Annotated in this window: 20 protein-coding genes; 12 read left to right on the top strand and 8 right to left on the bottom strand. The window is 72.4% G+C overall.

All coding sequences use genetic code 11. From position 1 onward, the window contains the following. The first annotated feature begins 78 nt into the window (after positions 1-78). Both ACFW2Y_RS13050 and ACFW2Y_RS13045 read left to right on the top strand, forming a co-directional pair. A complete protein-coding gene (locus tag ACFW2Y_RS13050; RefSeq protein ID WP_384877214.1) occupies positions 79-1,764 on the top strand; it encodes a serine/threonine-protein kinase in 1,686 nt (561 codons plus the stop codon). Beyond that, a complete protein-coding gene (locus ACFW2Y_RS13045) occupies positions 1,761-2,393 on the top strand; it encodes a hypothetical protein (protein WP_384877213.1) in 633 nt (210 codons plus the stop codon). Before ACFW2Y_RS13050 ends, ACFW2Y_RS13045 begins: the two co-directional genes overlap by 4 nt. Here the strand turns inward: ACFW2Y_RS13045 and ACFW2Y_RS13040 are convergent. Next, positions 2,378-3,691, bottom strand: a complete 1,314-nt coding sequence (locus ACFW2Y_RS13040) for an MFS transporter (protein ID WP_384877211.1) — start codon at positions 3,689-3,691, stop codon at positions 2,378-2,380. The genes ACFW2Y_RS13045 and ACFW2Y_RS13040 overlap by 16 nt on opposite strands. Before the next feature lie 39 nt (positions 3,692-3,730). On the opposite strand from ACFW2Y_RS13040, the gene ACFW2Y_RS13035 reads away from it, so the two are divergent. Next, positions 3,731-4,231, top strand: a complete 501-nt coding sequence (locus ACFW2Y_RS13035; protein WP_384877209.1) for a MarR family winged helix-turn-helix transcriptional regulator — start codon at positions 3,731-3,733, stop codon at positions 4,229-4,231. Here ACFW2Y_RS13035 and ACFW2Y_RS13030 read toward each other — a convergent pair. Continuing rightward, a complete protein-coding gene (locus tag ACFW2Y_RS13030; RefSeq protein WP_384877207.1) occupies positions 4,206-5,381 on the bottom strand; it encodes an Lrp/AsnC family transcriptional regulator in 1,176 nt (391 codons plus the stop codon). The genes ACFW2Y_RS13035 and ACFW2Y_RS13030 overlap by 26 nt on opposite strands. 58 nt (positions 5,382-5,439) lie before the next feature. On the opposite strand from ACFW2Y_RS13030, the gene ACFW2Y_RS13025 reads away from it, so the two are divergent. The 3 genes from ACFW2Y_RS13025 (at position 5,440) to ACFW2Y_RS13015 (ending at position 10,304) form a co-directional block, all read left to right on the top strand. Then, on the top strand, positions 5,440-6,684 hold the full coding sequence (locus tag ACFW2Y_RS13025) for a M20 family metallopeptidase (RefSeq protein WP_384877205.1): 1,245 nt from the start codon (positions 5,440-5,442) through the stop codon (positions 6,682-6,684). A gap of 2 nt (positions 6,685-6,686) precedes the next feature. Then, positions 6,687-8,150, top strand: a complete 1,464-nt coding sequence (locus tag ACFW2Y_RS13020) for an MFS transporter (RefSeq protein WP_384877203.1) — start codon at positions 6,687-6,689, stop codon at positions 8,148-8,150. A gap of 510 nt (positions 8,151-8,660) precedes the next feature. Beyond that, positions 8,661-10,304: a TROVE domain-containing protein gene (locus ACFW2Y_RS13015; protein WP_384877202.1), complete on the top strand. Its 1,644-nt coding sequence runs from the start codon at positions 8,661-8,663 to the stop codon at positions 10,302-10,304. Between the two features lie 48 nt (positions 10,305-10,352). Here the strand turns inward: ACFW2Y_RS13015 and ACFW2Y_RS13010 are convergent, their stop codons facing one another. The 6 genes from ACFW2Y_RS13010 to ACFW2Y_RS12985 all read right to left on the bottom strand — a co-directional run bounded on the left by ACFW2Y_RS13010 (position 10,353) and on the right by ACFW2Y_RS12985 (position 15,274). Next, positions 10,353-11,357 carry a MerR family transcriptional regulator gene (locus ACFW2Y_RS13010; RefSeq protein ID WP_384877200.1) on the bottom strand — a complete coding sequence of 335 codons (1,005 nt, stop codon included), beginning with the start codon at positions 11,355-11,357 and terminating at the stop codon, positions 10,353-10,355. A 6-nt stretch (positions 11,358-11,363) separates the two neighbouring features. Further along, positions 11,364-12,032 (bottom strand): HEAT repeat domain-containing protein, encoded by a 669-nt coding sequence (locus ACFW2Y_RS13005; protein ID WP_384877198.1) that lies wholly within the window; start codon positions 12,030-12,032, stop codon positions 11,364-11,366. 91 nt (positions 12,033-12,123) lie between these two features. Then, on the bottom strand, positions 12,124-12,660 hold the full coding sequence (locus ACFW2Y_RS13000) for an NUDIX hydrolase family protein (protein WP_384877196.1): 537 nt from the start codon (positions 12,658-12,660) through the stop codon (positions 12,124-12,126). Between the two features lie 128 nt (positions 12,661-12,788). Next, positions 12,789-13,169, bottom strand: coding sequence for a VOC family protein (locus ACFW2Y_RS12995; RefSeq protein WP_384877194.1), 381 nt, complete (start codon positions 13,167-13,169; stop codon positions 12,789-12,791). 228 nt (positions 13,170-13,397) lie between these two features. After that, the gene (locus tag ACFW2Y_RS12990) at positions 13,398-14,324 is read right to left on the bottom strand and encodes a peptidoglycan-binding protein (RefSeq protein ID WP_384877192.1); all 927 of its coding nucleotides are present in this window, start codon (positions 14,322-14,324) and stop codon (positions 13,398-13,400) included. Positions 14,325-14,521: 197 nt separating this feature from the next. Then, on the bottom strand, positions 14,522-15,274 hold the full coding sequence (locus tag ACFW2Y_RS12985; protein ID WP_384877189.1) for a GntR family transcriptional regulator: 753 nt from the start codon (positions 15,272-15,274) through the stop codon (positions 14,522-14,524). A 293-nt stretch (positions 15,275-15,567) separates the two neighbouring features. Between ACFW2Y_RS12985 and ACFW2Y_RS12980 the strand changes: the two genes are divergently transcribed. From ACFW2Y_RS12980 to ACFW2Y_RS12955, 6 genes are all read left to right on the top strand, one after another. Continuing rightward, complete coding sequence (locus ACFW2Y_RS12980) at positions 15,568-16,680, top strand: ABC transporter substrate-binding protein (protein WP_384877235.1); 1,113 nt, start codon at positions 15,568-15,570, stop codon at positions 16,678-16,680. Further along, entirely contained in the window at positions 16,680-17,573 is an 894-nt protein-coding gene (locus ACFW2Y_RS12975; protein WP_384877187.1) for an ABC transporter permease, read from the top strand. Before ACFW2Y_RS12980 ends, ACFW2Y_RS12975 begins: the two co-directional genes overlap by 1 nt. After that, complete coding sequence (locus tag ACFW2Y_RS12970; protein WP_384877185.1) at positions 17,561-18,481, top strand: ABC transporter permease; 921 nt, start codon at positions 17,561-17,563, stop codon at positions 18,479-18,481. The genes ACFW2Y_RS12975 and ACFW2Y_RS12970 overlap by 13 nt, the downstream gene beginning before the upstream one ends. Positions 18,482-18,484: 3 nt before the next feature. Further along, positions 18,485-19,570 carry an ABC transporter ATP-binding protein gene (locus tag ACFW2Y_RS12965; protein ID WP_384877184.1) on the top strand — a complete coding sequence of 362 codons (1,086 nt, stop codon included), beginning with the start codon at positions 18,485-18,487 and terminating at the stop codon, positions 19,568-19,570. Further along, positions 19,567-20,268, top strand: a complete 702-nt coding sequence (locus ACFW2Y_RS12960; protein ID WP_384877182.1) for an HAD family hydrolase — start codon at positions 19,567-19,569, stop codon at positions 20,266-20,268. The genes ACFW2Y_RS12965 and ACFW2Y_RS12960 overlap by 4 nt, the downstream gene beginning before the upstream one ends. Positions 20,269-20,350: 82 nt before the next feature. After that, positions 20,351-21,160, top strand: a complete 810-nt coding sequence (locus tag ACFW2Y_RS12955) for an alpha/beta fold hydrolase (RefSeq protein WP_384877180.1) — start codon at positions 20,351-20,353, stop codon at positions 21,158-21,160. Positions 21,161-21,170: the final 10 nt, after the last annotated feature.

The following is a 21,170-nucleotide window of genomic DNA, read 5'->3' as shown; positions in this document are numbered from 1 at the left end:
TATCGCCGGGAACCGGCCTTGGCGAGAATTTGTCTCTGTGGGGAGAAGAAGGCCGTGGCGGAGGGAAGGGGGACGAGGATGAGCGCATGGGTGGTCCCGGGATACACGGAGTCCAGGGAACTCGGCTCGGGCGGCAGCGGGCGCGTGGTGCTGGCCACCCACGACGGAACCGGTGTGCCGGTCGCCGTGAAGTACTTGAGCGAGCGGCTGCGCACGGACGAGGCGTTCGTCCGCGGATTCCGCTCCGAGGCCCGTCTCCTGGGCGCCCTCGACAGCCGACACGTCGTGGGGCTGTACGAGTACGTCGAGGCGCCGCGGGGAGCGGCCATCGTCATGGAACTGGTGGACGGCGTCGCGCTGCGCGCCCTCCTGGCCCAGGAGGGATCGACCGGCCCCGAGGCCGCGCTCGTGGTCCTCAAGGGCTCGCTCCTGGGGCTCGCCGCCGCCCACCGCGCAGGCGTCGTGCACCGTGACTACAAGCCCGAGAACGTGCTGGTCGCCGCCGATGGATCGTCCAAACTGGTCGACTTCGGGATCGCGGCCGGCCGGGACAGTAGACCCGGCGTCGCCGGAACGCCCGCCTACATGGCGCCCGAACAGTGGAACGGCGCCCCCGCCGCCCCGGCGGCCGACGTCTATGCGGCAACCGCGACCTTCTTCGAGTGCCTCACCGGTCACAAGCCCTTCGCGGGGGACAACTTCGCCGAGCTCGCGCTCCAGCACCTGGAGGCGCCGGTGCCGGATGGCCAGGCGCCGGAGCCACTGCGCCCGCTGATTCGTCGGGGCCTGGCCAAGGCTCCCCACGAACGGCCCGAGAACGCGGACGCGTTCGTCAGCGAACTGGAATCGATCGCCACGACCGCCTACGGCCCCGATTGGGAGGAGCGGGGGCGGGGGCGCCTCGCGGCGTTGGCCGCGCTGCTCCCGTTGCTCTTCCCTTCCCAGGGAGCTCCGGCCCAGGGCATGACCGCGCTCGCCACGACCACCCTGCCCCGACCGCCGGCACCGCGTCCGCGCCGGTACCTCCTCAGGGGACTGCCGGCGGGAGCGGCTGCGTTGGTCCTGGCACTGCTGCTCGCCCTTGCCGCACGGGCCGGAGGAGAGGAGCCGAACGGCGACGAGACCGCTCAGGCCTTCGCGACGACGAGCACGACGCCGGACCCGAACCCACCGGATCCCGGCCCGGGGCCGACGCAGCCGCCGACGGCCACGTCCACTCCGACGGTTTCGGACCCGCCCACCCCGTCGGAGTCCTCCAGCTCCGGCCCCACGGAGACGCCCGACACCCCTTCCACGCCCACCACGACGCCACCGGCCCCGCCGACCACGCTTCCCCCCACCCTGCTTCCGCCCACGACCGTCCCGCCCACGACCGTCCCGCCCACGACTGTCCCGCCCCTGACGAGGCCGCCCCTGACGAGGCCGCCGACCAGGCCGCCGGTCTCCGTCACCGCGGTCTCGGTCACGAGCCTGCGCCAGACCGGGTATGCGACCGCCGAGGCGACCGTCGAGATCACGACGGACGGAGTCGGGCCGGTGACCCTCCTCGTCGAATGGTTCACCAGTGACGAGAAGGGGGTGCCGGGCACGCCCGACGGTTCCGTGACCTTCCGGCGGGAAGGAGCCACCCGGTACACGCTGACGGTCCCGCACACGGTTCGGAACGCCGGTTGCTACTGGGGAGCGCGCGCCACGACGGACCCGGCCGCCGCGAACGGCGGTTCCCTGCAGCAGATCTTCCTCCAGCGGTGTGTGATCAGATGAACGACGACGACTACAGCGCCACCGAGTTGGGCAGTCACTGGTTCCAGGGACCGGAGCAGGAGCAGGAGCAGGCGCAGGCGTCCGGGCCGGCACCCGATCGGGTCGAGGGAGAAGTCCTCCGTTTCGGCCCCGGAGTGACCGCGGCCGTCGTCCACCGCGTCGAGAACACCCCCACCGCGGCCCAGATCTGGCACGGCACCCTGCCCGGCGCCCCGATGCCGCCCCGTCCGTCCCGCGCCCGGTGGCCCCGCAGATACGTCCCCGCCGCCGTGATCCTGCTCCTCGTCCTGGGCTTCCTCTTCTGGCGCGAGTACGGTCCCCGGGTCGCGGTCCGGGCCGTCGACGTCACCGCGTCCGAGCAGCCGCTCGCCTGTGACGGCACTGCGAACGTGCTGGGTCTGGTACGGACCGACGGGCGTCCGGGGACCCTCACCTATCACTGGGAGCGCAGCGACGGAACCCGTTCCGAGCCCCTGCGCGAGACCCTGGCCCGGGGGCAGGAGGAGGCCAGGCTCCACCTCCTGTGGACCTTCCACGGGGCCGGCACCCACCGGGCCGTGGCGCGGCTCGTGATCACTTCTCCCACTCCCCATGCCGCGGAGGGGACGTTCACCTACCGCTGCGAGTGAGCGCGGACCGGGGTCGGTCGGCCTCCGTGCACCCCGTCGGCCTCCGGGCGGGGCGCACGGTTCGCCCGCTCCGGTAGCGAGCGCTCGGCGAGCAAGAGGACCGCCGCACCGGTGAGGACCAACAGGGCGAGGACCGTCCACAGGTGCCACGGGCCGGTGTCGAGCAGGAACCCCAACAGCATGGGGGCGATGGTGCGACAGACCGACCAGGACAGTTGGTGGACCGAAAGGTAGCGCCCCCGCAGGTGATCGGGGGCGGCCTGGACGGAGAGGACCTGTGAGGGGGCGGAGTGCACGAGTTCGCCGGTGGTGTAGAGCACCGCGACCGCCAGGACGGCGAGGAGGGCTCCCGGGCCGTGGACGAGTCGGGGCAGGGCGGCGAAGGCCGCGAACGAGAGCGCGAAGGTCACCGCACCGAGTGCGGCCGTACGGGTTCGCCGTCCGCGTGAGGTCAGCCGTGCGGCGGGGACGCCGAGTACGGCGACCAGGGTGGTGTTGACCGCGAAGACGGCTCCGGCCAGGGCGTCGGGGAGCGCGACGTCGCGGGTGAGGAACACCGGCAGGGCCATGGCCTGGGTGGTGTAGCCGAAGGCGATCAGGAAGTTGGCCGTGGTGAGCAGTAGGTACGGTCGGTCGGTGAGCACCCTCCGGTACCCGCCGGGAGGCCGTGGCTGGTTGGTGGTGCTGCGGACGTGGGGGATCCGGGCGACCAGGACGGCCGCGACGGCGAAGAGCACCGCGAGGACCTCGGCGGCCACGACGAAACCGGTCGTTCCGCGCCACGCCAGCATGCCGGCCGCCGCCAGGCTTCCCCCGCCCATGCCGGCGTTGCGCAGACTGCGGTCCCAGGCCAGCAGCCTGTCGCGTTCCGCTCCCCGGGAGAGGTCGCCGATGAGCGACTGCTGGCTCGGTGCGGACGCCCACGTGCCCACCGCCACCACCAGGGCGATCGTCAGGAAGGCCGGGTAGGAGTCGGCGAGCGGGTAGGCCGCGAACCCGATCGCGCGCAGCACGAGTACCCCGATGAGCACGCGTCGGCCGCCGCAGCGGTCGATGAGGATGCCCGTGGCCGGCATGAAGGCGAGTGCGGCGAGTCCGGCGATGGTGAGGCCCGTGCCGATCGAGGTGAGGGACAGCCCGGTGAGTCCGTGGACGAACAGCATGGTCAGCGGTACGTAGATGCCGTCGCCGATCGAGGTCGTGAGGCCCGCGGCGATGAGGCGACGTCGGGCGGGGGCGCCGGCACCGGACGGGGGGACCGCAGCCGGGGCGACCCGAGGGCCGGATATATCTTCCATGGAAGGGAAATTATCATCCGTGGAAGATAAGATGAAGGCATGCCGTCCGACGCCATCGCCGCCATCGTCGACCAGTGGAAACGTGAGCGCCCGGATCTCGACGCCACTCCGATGCTCGTCATCGGCCGGCTCTTCCGGCTCACCCAGACCCTGGACCAGCACCTGCGACCGCCGTTCGCCGCTGCGGGCCTGGGCAGCGGAGACTTCGACCTGCTCGCCGCCCTGCGGCGAGCGGGTGAGCCCCATGTCCTGTCCGCGGGCGACCTCAGTCGCGCCGTCCTCGTCACCACCGGCGCCATCACCAAGCGCGTCGACCGGCTCGAAGCCCGCGGGCTGGTCTCCAGGAGCGTCGACGAGACGGATTCGCGCGGACGCCTCGTCACGCTCACCGCCGAGGGCATCGCCCTGACCGACCGGCTCATCGCCGTGCACCTCGACAACCAGCGCCGACTGCTCGCCGGGCTGGACGACGAGGAACGGACCGAACTCGCCGACCTGTTGGAGCGGCTCGCCCTCACGCTCGCGGAGCACGGGGACTGAGGTCCCCGACGGGCGGACGGCTCAACCCCGATCGGTCGGTCCGGGCCGTGGGCGTGGCGAGACGGCGCACGAGGTCCGCCTCCGAGCGCTCGGTGGCGGGGTCGTGCCAGAAGCCGACGGGGACGCCACGGATGCGCCGCCCCTGCGGATCGAGGATCTGGCCGGCGAGTTTGAGCGGCCAGAGGGTCACGGCCCGGTCCGCGACGGTCAGTTCGGGGAACCGGGAGTACAGGCGGGTCTCGAAGGAGGGGATGTCCTCCGCGGAGCGCAACCAGACCGTCAGCAGCAGGTTGTGGGGGCCGGAGATGGATGCACAGAGGCGGGTTTCGCGTTGGGTGGCGAGGTGCGCGGTGATCCGGGTCGTGGCATCGGGTGGCGCGATGCCCCACAGGGTGACCGCGACCGGCCAGCCGGAGAGGTACCGGGCCACCTCGCAGCGGTAGACGAGCGCATCCGTGCGGTGGAAACGGTCCAGGCGCCGCCGCACGGTGCTGGCGCTCGCACCGCTGCCCTGCGCCAGCGCGGCGACCGACTGCCTGCAGTCCTGCGCGAGCAGGCCGAACAGCCGGTGGTCGAGTTCGTCCGCGGGGGCCAGGCGCCGCCCGATCCCGGCGCCGATATGCGTCGGGGGCGGCGCCAGGTTCTCCCTGCCGCTGGGGGCCAGCCTGTCCAGGCGCCAGCGGCTGCCCACGGAGTGCAAGGTGGAGGCGATCTGGGACCGGGTCGCGGCGACCCCCGGGAGGGCCTCCAGGCGCAGCCCCACGTAGCGGGCGAGTGCCGCCTGGTCGGGAAACGCCGCCGTCAGGATCAGGTCCCGGGACCCGGTCACATGATCGATGGTGACCAGGTGCGCGTCGTCGACGATGGACGCGGCCACCCGGTGCAGGCTTCCGGAGGCACAGTCGACCTCGATCACGGCGACGGTCGGGGGAGTGGGGCCGAAGCCGGTGGGGTGGCAGCTCATCCAGGCGTGACCCGCCTCGGTGAGCCGTCTCCAGCGACGCGCCACCGTCGACGCGTCCACGCCGACGGCCGCGCCGATCCGCTCCCACCGAGCCCTCGGCGAGGTCTGCAGCGCGGTGATCAACTGGTGGTCGAGTTCGTCGAGAACGCCGGAGGCAGTGGCTGATTCCAGCAGATGCATGCTCATGAGCGGTGGCTTCCTGCGGATGATCTCTTCTGCTGACGCGGATCGTCACGATACACGCATGTCTCTTCTGCGCGACGCACACACTCTGACCCCCGCCCTGGCCGCACTGCGCCATTCCCTCCACCGGGAACCGGAGTTGGGGCTCGACCTCCCCCTCACCCAGGCGAAGGTGGTCGCCGCCCTCGACGGGCTCGATCTGGAGATCACTCCGGGCCGCTCCCTGAGCTCGGTCACGGCCGTCCTGCGCGGTGGCCGCCCGGGGCCCGCGGTGCTGCTGCGGGGCGACATGGACGCCCTTCCGGTCCAGGAGGACACCGGCCTTCCGTACGCCTCCGTCCTCGACGGCCGGATGCACGCGTGCGGCCACGACCTGCACACCGCCGGGCTCGTCGGTGCCGCACACCTGCTCGCGGCCCGTCGAGAGGAGCTCGCCGGGGACGTCGTGTTCATGTTCCAGCCGGGGGAGGAGGGGCAGGGGGGCGCGAAGATCATGATCGACGAGGGGGTGCTCGACGCGGCCGGGGAGCGGGTCGTCGCCGCGTACGCGCTGCACGTCGTCTCCCGGGGCGCCCCGACCGGCTTCGCCGCCACCCGCCCGGGCCCCGTGCTCGCCGCATCCGACACGGTGCACGTCACGGTACGGGGAGAGGGGGGCCACGGTTCGTCCCCGCACGCCGCGGTCGACCCGGTGCCCGCGCTGTGCGCGATGGTCACCGCCCTGCAGACCCTGGTCACGCGCGAGGTCGACATCTTCGACCCGGCCGTCGTCACGGTCGGTCGGCTGGAAGCCGGTACCGCGGCCAACGTCATTCCCGGTTCAGGACGCTTCTCGGCCACCGTCCGGACCTTCTCCGACCGCACGCGCGCCACCGTCCGCGCGGCCTTCGAGCGGACCGTGCACGGCATTGCCGCCGCCCACGGCGTCGGCGTGGACATCGACTACGTCCACCAGTATCCGCCGACCGTCAACCACGACGGAGAAGCCGCGTTCGCCCTCGAAACGGCCCGGAGCGTCCTCGGCGAGGACCGGGCCTTCCCCGCCCCGACGCCCTTGGCCGGCTCCGAGGACTTCTCGTTCGTCCTCCGCGAAGTGCCGGGTGCCTTCCTCGGACTCGGCGCCTGTCCGCCCGACACCGACCCCGCGACCGCCCCGATGAACCACTCGCCGCAGGCCGTCTACGACGACGGCGCCCTGCCGCACGCCGCCGCCCTACTCGCCGGGTTGGCCCTCCGGCGTCTGGCCCGCGCCGCGTCCCTCCCGACCGCCCCCACGTCCCCGACCGCCCCCACCTCCCAGGAGTGACCGTGCCGCACGCCACCGGGCCGAGAGGGCCCGCCGCTCCGCTCCCCACCCCCGCCGTCGGCGCGGTCGTCGGGCTGCTGGTCTTCTTCGAGATCACCAGCGGAGTCCTGCAAGCCGGCATCGCCCCCCTCCTGCCCGACCTGGCCACCCGTCTGGGCATCGACGCCGTCGACACCAACTGGATCATCTCCGTCCAACTCCTCGCGGCAGCCGTCTGCGTGCCCCTGTTCGGACGCCTCGGTGACCTCCACGGTCACCGACGCCTGCTCCGGATCGCGCTGGCCCTGGTCGCGACGGGCACCCTGGTCGTCGCGCTCGCCGACGGCTACCCCCTCGTCCTGATCGGACGACTCCTCCAGGGGCCCCTCGCCGCACTGCTCCCGTTGGAGATCGCCCTCGTACGGGACCGGCTGTCCGTCGCCGACGCGCGGAAGGCCATCGCCCTCCTGGTGGGATCGCTCGCCCTGGGCTCCCTCGCAGGCGGAGTCGTCATGGGCCTCCTCCGCTCCGCCGTGGCCGACCTGCGCCTCGTCCTGCTCGTACCGGCGGTGCTCGCGCTGATCTGCGTACCGGTCTCCTTCGTCGCCGTGCCCGAGTCCACCGGCCGGGCGAGCGGCCGGGTCGACTGGCCCGGCGTGACGCTGCTCAGCACGGCGGTGCTCGCCCTGCTGAGCGGCGTCGGTGCCGCGAAGAACGGTGCGTGGGGCGGCGCCGCGGTCCTCGGCCCGCTCCTCCTCGGCGTCGCTCTGCTGACCGCCTGGGTCCTCGTGGAGCTCCGCGCCGACGAACCGCTGGTGGACGTTCGCGCCCTCGCCGGCCGAGAAGCGGCGCCCTTCTACCTCGGAGCGTTCCTCTTCGGCATCTTCTACTTCGGCAGTCAGGCGCCCAACGCCACCTTCTTCGCCGCCGACCCGGAGTCCGTCGGATACGGGTTCGCGATGTCGGCCCTCGCGATCTCACTGGTCTCACTGCCCGGCTACGGTGCAGCCGTCCTCGGCTCCTTCGCCACCGAGGCCGTCGCACGACGCATCGGCTACCGCCCCACCCTGGTGGCGGCCTTCGCCCTGGTGGCGGCGGCCTTCCTCCAGTACGCCCTGTTCCACGGGGTGGTGTGGCACATGGCGGCGGGCTCCTTCTTCCTGGGCCTCGGCATCGGCCTGGCGCTCGGGGCCATGCCCACCGTGATCGTCGAAGCCTCGGACCCGTCCCGCACGGGGATCGCCGCTGCCCTCTACAACAACGTCAAGACCCTCGGGGGCGCGGTCGCCGGAGGCGTCTTCGCCTCGCTCCTGGGCGCGTTCACCTCTTCCGCGACCGGTGAGCCCGGCGAGGACGGCTACCGGGCCGTCTGGCTCGCGGGTGCCGCCTGCGCCCTGTTGGCGGCCGTGTTCAGCGCGCTGGCCCGCCGCCACGAAGACCCGTCCCCGGTCGTGGAAACGCTTCGCCCCGCCGCCCCGGCCGGCTGAACCGCCGTTCCCCGGCCCGCCCCGGCCGTCGTCGGCACCTCCGGCGGCAGCCCGGGCGGGCCGGGGCCGTCCGTCAGGGCCCGGAACCAGGTCGTCTTCCACACTCCCCGGCGGACGCACGACGACGGCCGAGACACCCCGTCGCGCCGTCGGAACAGCCACACGCACCCGCTACGGGGGTGCCGCCCCGTTCGGTGCACCGCACCCGACGCCGCCCCCCGATCCACCGCGAATCACGGTACGGCCCTTAACCATTGGTGCGGGGCCCGGCGGATCTTGTACCGTGTGCTCGCGACCGCGCCTCCGGTGCGCTGGGCTGCGGCTCCTTCCTTCTGACACTCAAGTGATGCCGCCGCCTCCTTTGATCTCGGTGGGCGCGGGCGCGTTCGGCCCGTCGCACGGGCCCCGACCCACGTCCCGTAGCCGCTGCGGCCGGGACCGTCCCGTCCTTCACCACCGGAGGATTTGCTGCCTCGTCACACTCCACGCGTCTCCAAGGTCTGGTCCGAGATGCTCGTGGCCCCGCACATCGCGGAAGCCGCCCGCTCCGTGCGCCCACCGCAGGGCCACCGCGGCTGCACCGCGCAGGGGCCCGCCGGGCAGGAGTTCCGCACCCACGCGGGCGGTCCTGCCTTCGTCCGGGAGCCCCGGGAAGAACTCTTCCTCCTCGCGGTCGGAAACTTCGCCTCCCAGCACACCTTCTACGAGACCGGCGAGGAGCGCCAGGACCGGTACATCCGCCTCGTCCGGGAACTCGCCGTGCAGGACCCCGAGTGGACGGCAGGCCTCCTGCGCTGGCTCCGCACCGAGGGCAACGTGCGCAGGGCCTCCCTGGTGGGCGCCGCCGCATACGCATCGGCCCGGCTCCGGGCGGGGGAGACCGGCGGCCCGTCCAACCGCTCCGTCGTCGACTCGGTCCTCCAGCGCGCGGACGAGCCGGGCGAACTGCTCGCCCACTGGACGGCGACGTACGGACGGAACGTACCGAAGCCCGTGAAACGGGGCGTCGCCGACGCGGTGCGCCGGCTCTACACCTCCCGGTCCCTGCTCAAGTACGACACCGCCTCCAGGGACTTCCGCTTCGGCGACGTGCTCAACCTGGTGCACGCCTCGCCGCACCCCGACAAGCCCTGGCAGGGGGAGCTCTTCCGCTACGCCCTGGACCGCCGCCACCACCCCGACGGAGCGGTTCCGCCCCCCGCCGACCGCACGCTGACCGCCCACCAGGTCCTGAGGGAGTCGGCCCGGGACGAGCGGCGGGCGCTGGTGACCGGGCCGGAGGGCACCGCGCGGCTGGCCGAGGCGGGCATCACCTGGGAGTTCCTCGCGGGGTGGCTCCACGGGCCGGTGGACGCCGCCGTCTGGGAAGCCGTGATCCCCACGATGGGACCGATGGCGCTGCTGCGGAACCTGCGGAACTTCGACGAGGCGGGTGTCTCGGACACGGTGGCGGGACGGGTCGCCGCACGACTCTCGGACCCCGTCGAGGTCGCCCGCTCCCGACAGTTCCCCTTCCGCTATCTGGCCGCCCACCGACACGCCCCGTCGCAGCGCTGGGCGGTGGCGTTGGAGGCGGCACTTGGTCATTCGTTGGCCAACGTCCCCTCGTTGACCGGCCGTACCCTGGTCCTGGTGGACCGGTCCGACTCCATGTTCTGGGACACGCTCTCCGAGCGGTCCGAACTGACCAGGGCGGACGCGGCAGCCGTGTTCGGCACCGCGGTGGCGATGCGTGCCGAGCAGGCGGACCTGGTGGAGTTCGGCTGGGGCAGCGCCGCGGTGCCGTTCGCACCGGGAGAGTCGGTGCTGGAGGTGCTGAAGCGCTTCCGCTGCCTTGGCGGCACCTACACCGAGAAGGCACTCCGGAAGCACTACCGGGGACACGACCGCGTCCTGATCGTCACCGACGAGCAGGCGGCTCCCTACGACCCCCGTGGCCCCCGGGCCCGACGGGGAAGCAGCGGGCCGGCCGAACCGGTCCCCGCCGAGGTCCCTGTCTACACCTGGAACCTTGCGGGATACCGGCCGGCCCACACCCCCGTCGGCCCCCACCGACACACCTTCGGCGGCCTCACGGACGCCGCGTTCCGGATGGTGGGCCTCATCGAAGCCGGTCGCAAGGCGGCTTGGCCGTGGACCGCCGATCCCGGTTGAGCCGGACACCGGGCCGGGCCGTCCCCGCGCCCCGACGGACCGTGCCCGTCACCGGCTCCCGCGCATTCCGAGGACGTACTCCGCGGTGAGCGCCACCGCACGGTCCTCGTCGTGAGAAAGCTCCAGGAGCGCACGGGTCGCCGTGCTCCCCGGGATGTCGGCGAGCGCCTGGGCCAACCGGAGGCGTGCGGGCGGTGGTGTGGCGGGAGCCCGGAGGAGGTCGACCAGGCTGCCGGCGATCTGATCCGCCCTTGCGAGGCCGTGAGCGAGCGCGCTCAAGGCGTCGGCGGCGTCGACGTCGGTCACTGCCCCGACGATCATGTCGATCAGCGTCGGCACTCCTTCCGCGGTGCCGCGTGCCGCGAGTTCCAGGGCGGCGCATCGGCGGACCGCGACGTCGGAGCCGGCGAGGGCGTGGCGTAGGAGCGCCGTCGCTTCGTCGCCGGGGATCTCGATCAGTGCCCGAACGGCTCTTTCCCGCACGGGGGCCTCCGGGGAGCCGAGTCCCGGCACCCGCAGCGGCAGCCCCTCGGAACCCGCCCGTGCCAGGGCCCAGCGAAGGGTCCCCGCGACGATCGGATCGCTCTCGTCGAGCACGGCTTCGACCAGGGCCTCCACCGGGACCGCAGCCTCTTCCGCGGAGGAGAGGGCCGCACGTTGGCGGGTGCGGGCGCTCGGTGATCCGAGCGCCCGGAGGAGGGCGACGGTCTGGAGGACCTCGTGCCAACCGTCGGGTGCGGAGGAGCCGATCCGGCGCAGCCGGGTGAGCAGTTCCGTCTCCGTCGCGATCCGTTCCTGGGTTTGGCGGATGAGGTCGTCGACGAGCTCGGAGGGGGCGAAGCCCGGATCGTCGAGGGCGCGCCCGACCTCGCGCAGCGACAGCCCCAGGGAGCGCAGGCTTTCGATGTGGAAGATGCGTTGGACGTCCTCGTCCGAGTACGCGCGGTAGCCGGATCCGGTGCGGTCCGTCGGACGGAGCAGGCCCAGCGACTCGTAGTGCCGGAGCATCCGGGCACTGACCCCGGACCGCCGCGCCACGTCACCGATCAGCACGGCCCGTCACTCCTCCTGTCCGGTCGTGCCGAGGAGCACGATCCGTTTCGCTTCCTCGATCGCGAAGTCGAATCCGCTCTCCGGCTCGCGTGCGAGCCGTTCGGTGGCGATCGCGTGCCGGCGCACATGGGGGTCGGGGGCCGACATCGCGGTGCGCAGGACCGGGTCGGCCGGCTCGCCGAGCGCGATCAGCGCCCGGCTGAGGCTCAGCATCGTTTCGCGTTCGCCCCGTCCGAGCTGTTCCACCAGCAGGCAGGCCAACCCCGGCTCCTCGCCTTCGGGTACGAGCGCGACCGCCGCTCGCCAGGCGCTGCGCGCCACGTCCTCGTCGGCGTCGGCCATCAGCTCCCGCGTGACCGCGGGCCACGCCCGCCGGTCCCCGATTTTGGACAGGGTGTGCAGGGCCTGGCTCCGTGCCCGTGCCCGCGGGGAGCGCAGCTCGTCGATGAGCCGGGGGACCGTGAGGGCCGCCGGGTGACGGGTGAGGGCCCAGGTCAGCGTTTCCCGGACGTGGAAGTCGGGTTCGACCGCGCACCGGCGGACGAGTCCCTCGACCTGGAGCGGGTCGGGCGCCGCGCCCGAGGCCAGCGCCGCCCGCAGCCGCACCGAAGCGCTGCCGCCCATGAGGTTCCGCAGCGTCTGCTGCACCTTTGCACCCTCGTTCGCCATGGTCATCGGGACCACCTCCTCGTCCACAGCGAAGACCTTGTCACCGTGTCAAGGTCAAGCGGGGCCGCGCGGGCGGCCCCGCTCGGGGAGCGGGATTTCAGTACGCGTGTCCGACGTGTGCCAGGGCCTGCTTGAGGAGCGTTCCCTGGCCGCCGGGCATTTCGTTCTGCACGGCGGGGGAGGCCGCCTCCTGCGGGCTGAACCAGACCAGGTCGAGCGCGTCCTGTCGGGGGCGGCAGTCGCCGGTGACCGGGACGACGTAGGCGAGGGACACGGCGTGCTGGCGCGGGTCGTGGAAGGGCGTGATGCCGGCAGTCGGGAAGTACTCGGCGACGGTGAAGGGCTGCAGGGAGGAGGGGACGCGGGGAAGGGCGACGGGGCCGAGGTCCTTCTCCAGGTGCCGCAGCAGGGCGTCCCGCACCCGCTCGTGGTGCATGACCCGGCCGGACACCAGCGTGCGGCTGATCGTTCCCTCCGCGCCGATCCGCAGGAGCAGTCCGATGCTGGTGACTTCGCCGCTGTCGTCCACGCGCACGGGAACGGCTTCGACGTACAGGATCGGCATCCGGGCCCTGGCCACGTCCAGTTCGTCCGTGGTCAGCCAGCCGGGCGTGGTCTCAGTCATGTCAGACATCGCTTGATCATACTTTCCGGGCGTCGCCCCGACCCGGGCCGCGTGTCTGCCAGCCGGGTGGGAGTGCAGGTGGATCCCCACGGGCCGCTCCGTTCCCCGGTGGAGGCGGGCAGCCGGTGGGAAACGGATCAGAGGGGTCGCAGGCGCTGGTGCAGGAGGCAGAACTCGTTCCCCTCCGGATCGGCCAGGACGTGCCAGCTCTCGGCTCCGGTCTGACCGATGTCGACGGGCTCGGCGCCGAGGGCGAGCAGCCGCTCCAGCTCCGCGCCCTGGTCGCGGTCGGTGGCATTGACATCGATGTGCAGGCGGAGCTTTCCGGTCCGCGGATCGCCGCTGGGGCTCAGGATCAGGGTGGGCTGTGGACCGCCGAAGCCCCCGGGCGGACCGATCTCGATGCTCCCGTCCTCCTCCCGGCCGAGTTCCACGTAGTCGAGGACCTCGCCCCAGAAGGCGGCGAGCCGCTCGGGATCGGCGCAGTCGAGGACCAGCTCACTGATGCGGGATGCCATGGTGGCGAGTGTACGTGTCGACCCGTGCTGAGGGGGCGTCATGGAGTGTTCTTCGAAAGCCTGTTGGATGCCTTGGGCGCGGGGTCGCGTCCTCCGCCCGGTCCCGTCGGCCCGAGGAATCCGCCGGGGCGCGCCGTCGTGCCGGGTCGGACCGTGTGGAGCGCTTCCCTCCGGGTCCCGCCGAACGGGCGCACGGCAACCACCTCGGGCTGCCTCCGGAGGGTCCGGTCAGTCGTGCGGACCGTTCCGGTGGCCCCGGCCCTTCCGCTCGGGGCGGCTTGTTTCGGCGAGCAGGGCCGCGCGGGACATCGGGCCGTACACCCCTGACTCCTCCGGAATCGAGCGGGCCACCTGGAAGCGGGTGAGGGCCGTGGCCACGGATTCGCCGAAGGTCCCGTCGGCCCTCCCGAGGTACAGGTACAGCTGCTGGAGCCGGTGCTGGAGGTCCACGACCCCGGGGCCGGTGCTGCCGAGCGCAAGCACCTCCGACTGCTCGGACGGGCGGGAAGCGGGCGTTGCGGAAGAGGCGGGGCGGTGGGGGGTCGGGGCGGGTTGGTGGGGGGTCGGGGTCGTGGGTGCGGCCCGGACCGGGGGAACGACGGGGGACGGCGGTGTCGTGTCGCGGGGAGGCGTCGACGACGGCGTCGGGACCGTTCCTGGCGTCGTCGGGGCGACTTCGGGTGCCGTCGGATCGGCAGACCGGGCCGGGAGTGCCGGTGCGGGATCCGAGGTTTCCCGGAGGGCGGGCAGGTCGGGCATCGTGAGTGAGGCGCCGTTCGGAGGGGTCTGCGACTTGGGGGTGAGGCCGACCGTCAGGCCGATCCCGGCAGCGAGGGCGCCCGTGAACAGCAGGGGGAGCGACATGCTGAACCGCTTCTCGCGCTCGGGCTCCCGCGGGGCCCTTCGCCGCTTTCCCGCCCTCCGTGTGTGCCGGGGCCTTCCCGTGCCGTGGCGCCCGTGCGGTCGCGCCCGTCGGGAGCCCTCCGGCAGGGGGGCCGCGGAATCGAACATCTCGACGTCCTGCGTGCGGGCCCCCGGCCCGTCGCCGCCCGGCTCGGCGACCTTGCCGAAGACGAGGTCCTCCTGCGCGGGGCGCGGCACTGCCGAGGGGGCGCCGTGGGCGACTGCTGTGGGCGGGGCAGTCCTGTTGCGCATCAGATGCTCCAGATGGGGTGAAGCCGTGGAAGGCGGCGCGAGATCGAGAAGAATTTGACTGCCGGTCAAGGCAAGCGTCAACTACGCCCAAAGCAAGGGAAAAAGGTACTTCCACGACGGGCATTCTTAAACAACACTTAATAAGTGATGCACCTCACATCGGAGGGGGTGGGGCGTGCCGTCCTCCCGGCGGGGGCTCACGCCAGCAGCGAGCCGGCGTCTCGGACCAGGGGGGCCGTGCCCACCGAGTTGCTCACGTTGAAGGTGACGCTTCCCGCGCGGTAGCGGTCCTCGGTCCATTCGATGGGGCGGCCGTCCTGATTGCTGGTCAGGTGTCGCTGGCGCAAGAGGGGACTCCCGCGGCGAACGCGGAGCAGGCGGGCGTCGTCGCTCCCCGCCGGGACCGCGTCGATGAGGTGCTCGCCGTAGTGGGCGACGATCCCGGCCTCCTCGGCCATGCTGTCCATGATCGAGGCGCAATCCACGGGCAGGGATTCGACCGTGGGGGCGACCCATTCCGCGTACGCCGTGCGTTCCAGCATCACCGGCTCGTCGTCCAGGCAGCGCAGTCGCAGGACGTCCAGGACCCCGGTGCCCTTCGGGAGGGCGAGGCGGCGCGCCTCCTCGGGACTGGCCGCGCGGCGCTCGCGGTGGAGGAAGCGGCTGGAGGAGCGGTAGCCCATCGTCCGTGCCCACTGGGCGAAGCTGTGGAGCTCGGCGAAGCTGTGTCGACGCTCCCTGCGCAGCACGATGCGGCGGGCGCCCTGGCGTGAGCCGATGACCCCCTCCGAGGTGAGCAGGGCGACGGCCTGGCGCACCGTGCCGCGCGAGGCGGACCATCGTTCGGCGAGGTCGCTCTCGGACGGCAGCCGCGAGCCGACGGGGTACTCGCCACCGATGATCGAGCGGCGGAGCTCCTCTGCGATCTCCAAGTAGAGCGCCGTCACCATGTCCCCTTGTCGCGTGCAGCTGTGCGCATACGGTCACCGGTCGTGCCGTCCCGGTGTCCACCCTAACCCGAGGTTTCGGTGCGGGGCGGTGTCGCGGAAACCTCCCAAGTCCGCCGGCTCCACCTGGGGTTCACCACAACCGGCTCTTCCGGGAGTCGTGTGGAAGCCGCCATGTCCCGTTCATGTTCTGGACAGGAAGCGCAGGCGAACTAGGGGCGGCTTGTTCAGACAAGTTCCATCACTCGTTCCTGGGAGAACCCGTGCGCAGAACCCCCGTCCGCGGTGCCGCCGTCCTGCTCGGCGCCGTCGTCCTGACCACCGTCACCGCCTGTGGTGCCGCCCCCGAGGGCGCGGCCGGCGCTGAGGGCGGAAAGGCGGCCACCACGACATCGGCCGCGGACTTCGGCGGCCTGGACGCCCTCGTCAAGGCGGCGAAGCAGGAAGGCGCCCTGCACGTCATCGCGCTCCCGCCGGACTGGGCCAACTACGGCGAGGTGATCAAGGCGTTCGAGGCGAAGTACGGCATCAAGATCGAGAGCGAGAACCCGGACGCCTCCAGCTCCGACGAGATCGCCGCCGTCAAGTCCCGCAAGGGCCAGAAGCGCGCGCCCGACGTCCTCGACCTCGGCATCGCCTTCGCCCGCAGCGGTGCGGCGGAAGGCCTCTTCGCCCCCTACAAGGTCGAGGCCTGGGACCAGATCCCCGCCGGGCAGAAGGAGGAGACCGGCCTCTGGTACAACGACTACGGCGGCTACGTCTCCATCGGTTGCGACGCCAAGCGCATTCCGAACTGCCCGAAGACCTTCGCTGACCTGCTCAAGCCCGAGTACAAGGGCAAGGTCGCCCTCAACGGCAACCCGACCAAGTCCGGCTCCGCCTTCGGCGGCGTGTACGCGGCGGCCCTCGCCAACAAGGGTTCCTTCGCGGACATCCAGCCCGGCATCGACTTCTTCGGCGAGCTGAAGAAGAGCGGGAACTTCATTCCCGTCGAGTCCACCCCGGCCACGGTCGAGAAGGGCGAGACGCCCATCAGCATCGACTGGGACTACCTCAACGCCGGCTACGCCGACCAGTTCAAGGAGAAGGGCGTCGACTGGCAGGTCGCCGTCCCCACCGACGGCGTGTACGCGCAGTTCTACTCCCAGGCCGTCAACAAGGACGCCCCGCACCCTGCCGCCGCCCGCCTGTGGATGGAGTTCCTCTACAGCGCCGAGGGGCAGAACCTCTGGCTCAAGGGATACGCCCGTCCCGTCCTGCTGCCGGCCATGACCGCCGACGGCACCGCCGACGAGACCTTCGTGGCCAAGCTGCCCAAGGTCGACGGCACCCCCGCCTTCCCGGCCTCCGCCGAGCTCGACAAGGCCAAGGCCACCCTCGCCGAGAAGTGGGACAAGGCCCTCTCCTGATGTCGTCCACCGCCCCCATCCCGGGAACCGCCGGCGGCCCCCGCCGCCGGCGGCGCGGCCCCCGCACCTGGCTCGCCGCCCTCCCCCTCATCCTCTTCACCGGGCTGTGCTTCGGACTGCCCCTCGGCGCCCTTCTGTTCGGCGCGGTGACCCGCACCGATCCGAACACCGGCGCCACCGCCCTGACCGGCGAGCACCTGAGCCGCTCGCTCCAGGGTCCCTATCTGGGATCCCTCCTCGGCAGCCTGCAACTCTCCGGCCTCACCGCCCTGATCGGCTCGGTGCTCGGAGTGTTCATCGCCCAGGCCATCGTCACCTCCCGGTCCCCGGCACTGCGGAACGCCGTCCTCACCGCCTCCGGGGTCCTCGCCAACTTCGGTGGCGTTCCGCTGGCGTTCGCCTTCGTCGCGACCCTCGGCATCTCCGGCGTGGTCACCCAGCTCGCCGACCTGACCGACCTCGGATGGAACCTGTACTCCTTCGGCGGCCTGGCCGTCGTCTACCTGTACTTCCTCGTACCGCTCATGGTCCTGGTCATCCTTCCCGCCCTCGACGGCCTGCGCCCCCAGTGGCGGGAGGCCGCGCAGAACGCAGGAGCCGGAAACCGCCAGTACTGGCGCCACGTCGGCATCCCCGTCCTCGCGCCCTCCCTCCTCGGAGGGTTCGTGCTGCTCTTCGGGACCGCGTTCGCCGCCCACGCGACGGCCGCGGCGCTCGTCGGAGGATCCGTTCCCCTGGTCACCCTGAAGATCGCGGACGCCCTCTCCGGCAACGTCCTGGTCGGCCAGGAGAACGTGGCGCTCGCCCTCGGCCTCGACATGATCCTGATCGCCGGCCTGGTCATGGCGGTCTACCTCCCCCTCCAGCGCAGGAGCGCACGATGGCTGCGATGACCCCCACCGCTCCGGACGTCGACCGGAAGTCCGCGGCGCGGGCGCCCCGGCCCGCCGCGCGCGTACGGACCGGGCGCCGCCCCCGCCTCTGGCGCGGCCTCGTCCTCGGCCTCGGCGGGGCGTACTTCCTCGTCCCGCTCGTCGCGTCGTTCGTGTTCACCGTGCACACCCCCGGGCAGGGCGTCTCCTTCGAGGCGTACACCGCGCTGCTCGCCGCCGACGGATTCACCGAGAGCCTGCTGCTGTCCCTCGGCCTCGCCGCCGCCACCATCGCCCTGGCCCTGCTGCTGGCGGTGCCCGCCCTGGTGGCGGTCCGGCTCGGCGCACCGCGCCTGCGGCCGGTCGTCGAAGTGATGTGCATGCTGCCGCTGGTGGTCCCGCCCATCGCGCTCGTCACCGGCATCAGCACGGTACTGCGCTGGGGCCCCGACCACCTGTCGCGGACCCCGCTGTACCAGACCTTCCTCGCGGTCCAGAACGAGGACTTCCCCGTCGTCCTGGTCCTCGCCTACACCGTCATGGCCCTGCCGTTCGTGTACCGCTCCCTGGACGCCGGGCTGCGCGCCGTCGACGTGCCGACCCTGGTCGAGGCCGCCCGCAACTGCGGCGCGACCTGGCCGTACGTCATGCTCCGCGTGATCCTCCCCAACCTGCGCTCCTCGCTCGCCGGCGCCGCCTTCCTGACCCTGGCCCTGGTCCTCGGCGAGTTCACCATCGCCTCGATCCTCGGCTTCCGGCCGTTCGCCGTGTGGATCGTCTCCATCTCCGGCGCCCACGCCCGCATGTCGGTGGCCGTCTCCCTCCTCAGCCTGCTCATCACCTGGCTGCTGCTGCTCGTCCTGTCCCGGGCCGGAACGGCTCCGACCAGCACGCCCGGAGCCCCTCGTACCTCCCGCAAGGAGTCCTGACCCATGACCTCTGCAACAGCGGAACGGACGGAGTCCACCCCCGCCACCGGGGCCCGCGTCGAATTCCGGGGCCTGCGCCGTGCCTTCGGCACCACCGTCGCACTCGACGGACTCGACCTGACCGTCGAGCCGGGCGAACTCCTGGCCCTGCTCGGCCCGTCCGGCTGCGGCAAGACCACGGCGCTCCGGGTCCTCGCCGGCTTCGAACGCCCCGATGCGGGAGAGGTCCTCGTGGACGGGGCGGACATCACCCAGGTGCCGGCCAACCGACGTGACGCCGGCATGGTCTTCCAGTCGTACAGCCTCTTCCCCAACCTCACCGCCCGCGACAACGTCGCCTTCGGCCTCCGGGTGCGTGGGAACGCGAAGGCCGAGCGCCACGCCCGCGCCGCCGAACTCCTCGACCTGGTCGGCCTGCCCGAGCACGGCGACCGCTACCCCCACCAGATGTCCGGCGGTCAGCAGCAGCGCGTGGCGCTTGCACGGGCCCTGGCCCTGCGGCCCCGCGTCCTGCTCCTCGACGAGCCCCTGTCCGCCCTGGACGCCAAGGTTCGGCTCAGCCTCCGGGAGGAGATCCGACGGCTCCAACTCTCCCTCGGCATCACCACCGTGTTCGTCACCCACGACCAGGAGGAGGCGCTGTCCATGGCGGACCGCGTCGCCGTCCTCAACGCCGGAAGGCTGGAGCAGTGCGCCGCCCCGGCCGAGCTGTACCGCCGGCCGACCACCGCCTTCGTCGCCGAGTTCGTCGGCACCATGAACCGGCTGCCGGGCCGGCTGACGGACTCCGGGCTCGTGGAGGCCGCGGGCAGCCGCCTCCCCATCGACGGCGACGTCCCCGCCACCCCGGACGTGGAGGTGCTCGTCCGCCCCGAGAACGTCACCGTGACCGCCGAGGCAGACGGCGGAGCCGTCGTCACCTCCACTTCCTTCTTCGGTTCCGTCACCCGCGTCCACCTCGACGACCGGGGCACACAGGTCAAGGCGGACCTCCCGTCGCGGGACGCGGCCGAGCTGACCCCCGGCACCCGCGCCACCATCGGCCTCGCCCCGCACCCCGCCCTCGTGGTGCCGAGGACGGAACGATGAGCGCGCTCGCCGCCGTCCTCTTCGACATGGACGGCACCCTCGTCGACACCGAGGTCCTCTGGTGGCAGGCCACGGAGGAGGTTGCCGCCCGACTCGGCCACCGGCTCACGGACGCCGACGCGCCCGAGGTCGTCGGACGCGCCGTCGTGGACACCGCGGCACACCTCGCGCGCGCCACCGGCGCACCCGGTGCCGAAGGGATCGCGACGGAGCTGACCACGGCCTTCCAGCAGCGCGTCGACGCAGGAGCGCCGCTGCGTCCCGGAGCGGCGCGGCTGCTCGGCGCACTGGAGGCCGCGGGCGTGCCGTTCGCACTGGTGAGCGCATCGCCCAGGTCGGTGGTCGACTCGGTGGTGGGAGGCGCGCTCGCGCACGTCCCCTTCGCCTTCACCCTCTCCGCCGACGACACCGCACGCACCAAACCGCACCCCGACCCCTACCGCACGGCAGCCGAGCGACTGGGCGTCCCGACCGCCGTCTGCGTCGCCGTCGAGGACTCGCCGGACGGCACGGCCTCGGCCGACGCCGCCGGCTGCACCGTCCTGGTCGTCCCCTCCCTCCTCCCGGTCCCTCCGGGCCCGGAGCGGATCTTCGCGGACAGCCTCGACGGGGTGTCCCTCGACGACCTCCGCGGCTACGTCCGCGACCGAACCGCGGGCCGGAGCGACGGACGGACGGAGCACCGCCCCGGCGGATGAACCGGAGCCGGGCGCGCGGCTCCGAGTGCCCCCTCCCCCCACTCCTCCCTATGCTGGGGGGAGCGAGGTGAGGAGGTCCGCGATGGCCGCCGTCGCCGTACACAACGCCGTCCTGGGGGAGGGGCGCCCGATGCTTCCGTACGCGGAGGCGGGGTGGCCGGAGGGCACACCGATCGTGCTGGTGCACGGCTACCTGGACTCCTGGTGGACGTTCGAGCCGATGCTCCGAGCCATGCCTCCGGGCCTGCACGCGTACGCCCCCACCCAGCGGGGCCACGGTGATGCCGACAAGCCGTCCGACGGCTACCGACCGGACGACTTCGCCGACGACCTCCTCGCGTTCATGGACAGCGTGGGCCTGGAGCGCGCGGTACTCGTCGGCGGATCGAGCGGAGGGGTCCAGGCCCGCATCCTCGCGGGCCGCCGACCCGACCGGGTGGCCGGCCTCGTTCTGCTCGGCGTGCCGGCCTCGCTCGCCGACAAGCCCCGGGTCGGCGAGTTCTGGAACGCGGTGAGGGAGCTGAAGGACCCCGTGGACCGCGCACTGGCAACGGACCTCGCCGACGGATTGACGGCGACCCCCGTGGGGCGCGGCTTCTTGAAGACCGTCGTGGACGAGAGCCTCAAGGCCCCGGCCAGGGTCTGGCGGGAAACCCTGCGGGGCCTGTTGGAGGCCGACCTCCTGGCCACTCTGACCGGGATCCTGGTGCCCACCCTGGTCGTCTGGGGCGACCAGGATCCGCTCCTGGACCGCGCGGACCAGCAGACGATCCTCGACGCGATCCCCGACTCCCGCCTCCTCGTCTACGAGGGAGCGGGACACCTCGTGCACTGGGAGAGTCCGGAGCGCGTCCTGCGCGACGTGACGGCCTTCACCGCGGACCGCATCTGAGGCCCGGGGC

Source organism: Streptomyces sp. NPDC058877 (assembly GCF_042742855.1).
In the GTDB taxonomy this organism is placed as follows: domain Bacteria; phylum Actinomycetota; class Actinomycetes; order Streptomycetales; family Streptomycetaceae; genus Streptomyces.
This window is presented reverse-complemented; position numbering and strand designations above follow the sequence as displayed.

What these genes read in the sequence shown, in the direction of transcription:
- ACFW2Y_RS13050 (WP_384877214.1), top strand. Translation starts at nt 79, where the DNA reads ATGAGCGCATGGGTGGTCCCGGGATACACGGAGTCCAGGGAACTCGGC.
- ACFW2Y_RS13045 (WP_384877213.1), top strand. Translation starts at nt 1,761, where the DNA reads ATGAACGACGACGACTACAGCGCCACCGAGTTGGGCAGTCACTGGTTC.
- ACFW2Y_RS13040 (WP_384877211.1), bottom strand. Translation starts at nt 3,691, where the DNA reads ATGGAAGATATATCCGGCCCTCGGGTCGCCCCGGCTGCGGTCCCCCCG.
- ACFW2Y_RS13035 (WP_384877209.1), top strand. Translation starts at nt 3,731, where the DNA reads ATGCCGTCCGACGCCATCGCCGCCATCGTCGACCAGTGGAAACGTGAG.
- ACFW2Y_RS13030 (WP_384877207.1), bottom strand. Translation starts at nt 5,381, where the DNA reads ATGAGCATGCATCTGCTGGAATCAGCCACTGCCTCCGGCGTTCTCGAC.
- ACFW2Y_RS13025 (WP_384877205.1), top strand. Translation starts at nt 5,440, where the DNA reads ATGTCTCTTCTGCGCGACGCACACACTCTGACCCCCGCCCTGGCCGCA.
- ACFW2Y_RS13015 (WP_384877202.1), top strand. Translation starts at nt 8,661, where the DNA reads ATGCTCGTGGCCCCGCACATCGCGGAAGCCGCCCGCTCCGTGCGCCCA.
- ACFW2Y_RS13005 (WP_384877198.1), bottom strand. Translation starts at nt 12,032, where the DNA reads ATGACCATGGCGAACGAGGGTGCAAAGGTGCAGCAGACGCTGCGGAAC.
- ACFW2Y_RS13000 (WP_384877196.1), bottom strand. Translation starts at nt 12,660, where the DNA reads ATGTCTGACATGACTGAGACCACGCCCGGCTGGCTGACCACGGACGAA.
- ACFW2Y_RS12995 (WP_384877194.1), bottom strand. Translation starts at nt 13,169, where the DNA reads ATGGCATCCCGCATCAGTGAGCTGGTCCTCGACTGCGCCGATCCCGAG.
- ACFW2Y_RS12990 (WP_384877192.1), bottom strand. Translation starts at nt 14,324, where the DNA reads ATGCGCAACAGGACTGCCCCGCCCACAGCAGTCGCCCACGGCGCCCCC.
- ACFW2Y_RS12985 (WP_384877189.1), bottom strand. Translation starts at nt 15,274, where the DNA reads ATGGTGACGGCGCTCTACTTGGAGATCGCAGAGGAGCTCCGCCGCTCG.
- ACFW2Y_RS12975 (WP_384877187.1), top strand. Translation starts at nt 16,680, where the DNA reads ATGTCGTCCACCGCCCCCATCCCGGGAACCGCCGGCGGCCCCCGCCGC.
- ACFW2Y_RS12970 (WP_384877185.1), top strand. Translation starts at nt 17,561, where the DNA reads ATGGCTGCGATGACCCCCACCGCTCCGGACGTCGACCGGAAGTCCGCG.
- ACFW2Y_RS12965 (WP_384877184.1), top strand. Translation starts at nt 18,485, where the DNA reads ATGACCTCTGCAACAGCGGAACGGACGGAGTCCACCCCCGCCACCGGG.
- ACFW2Y_RS12960 (WP_384877182.1), top strand. Translation starts at nt 19,567, where the DNA reads ATGAGCGCGCTCGCCGCCGTCCTCTTCGACATGGACGGCACCCTCGTC.
- ACFW2Y_RS12955 (WP_384877180.1), top strand. Translation starts at nt 20,351, where the DNA reads ATGGCCGCCGTCGCCGTACACAACGCCGTCCTGGGGGAGGGGCGCCCG.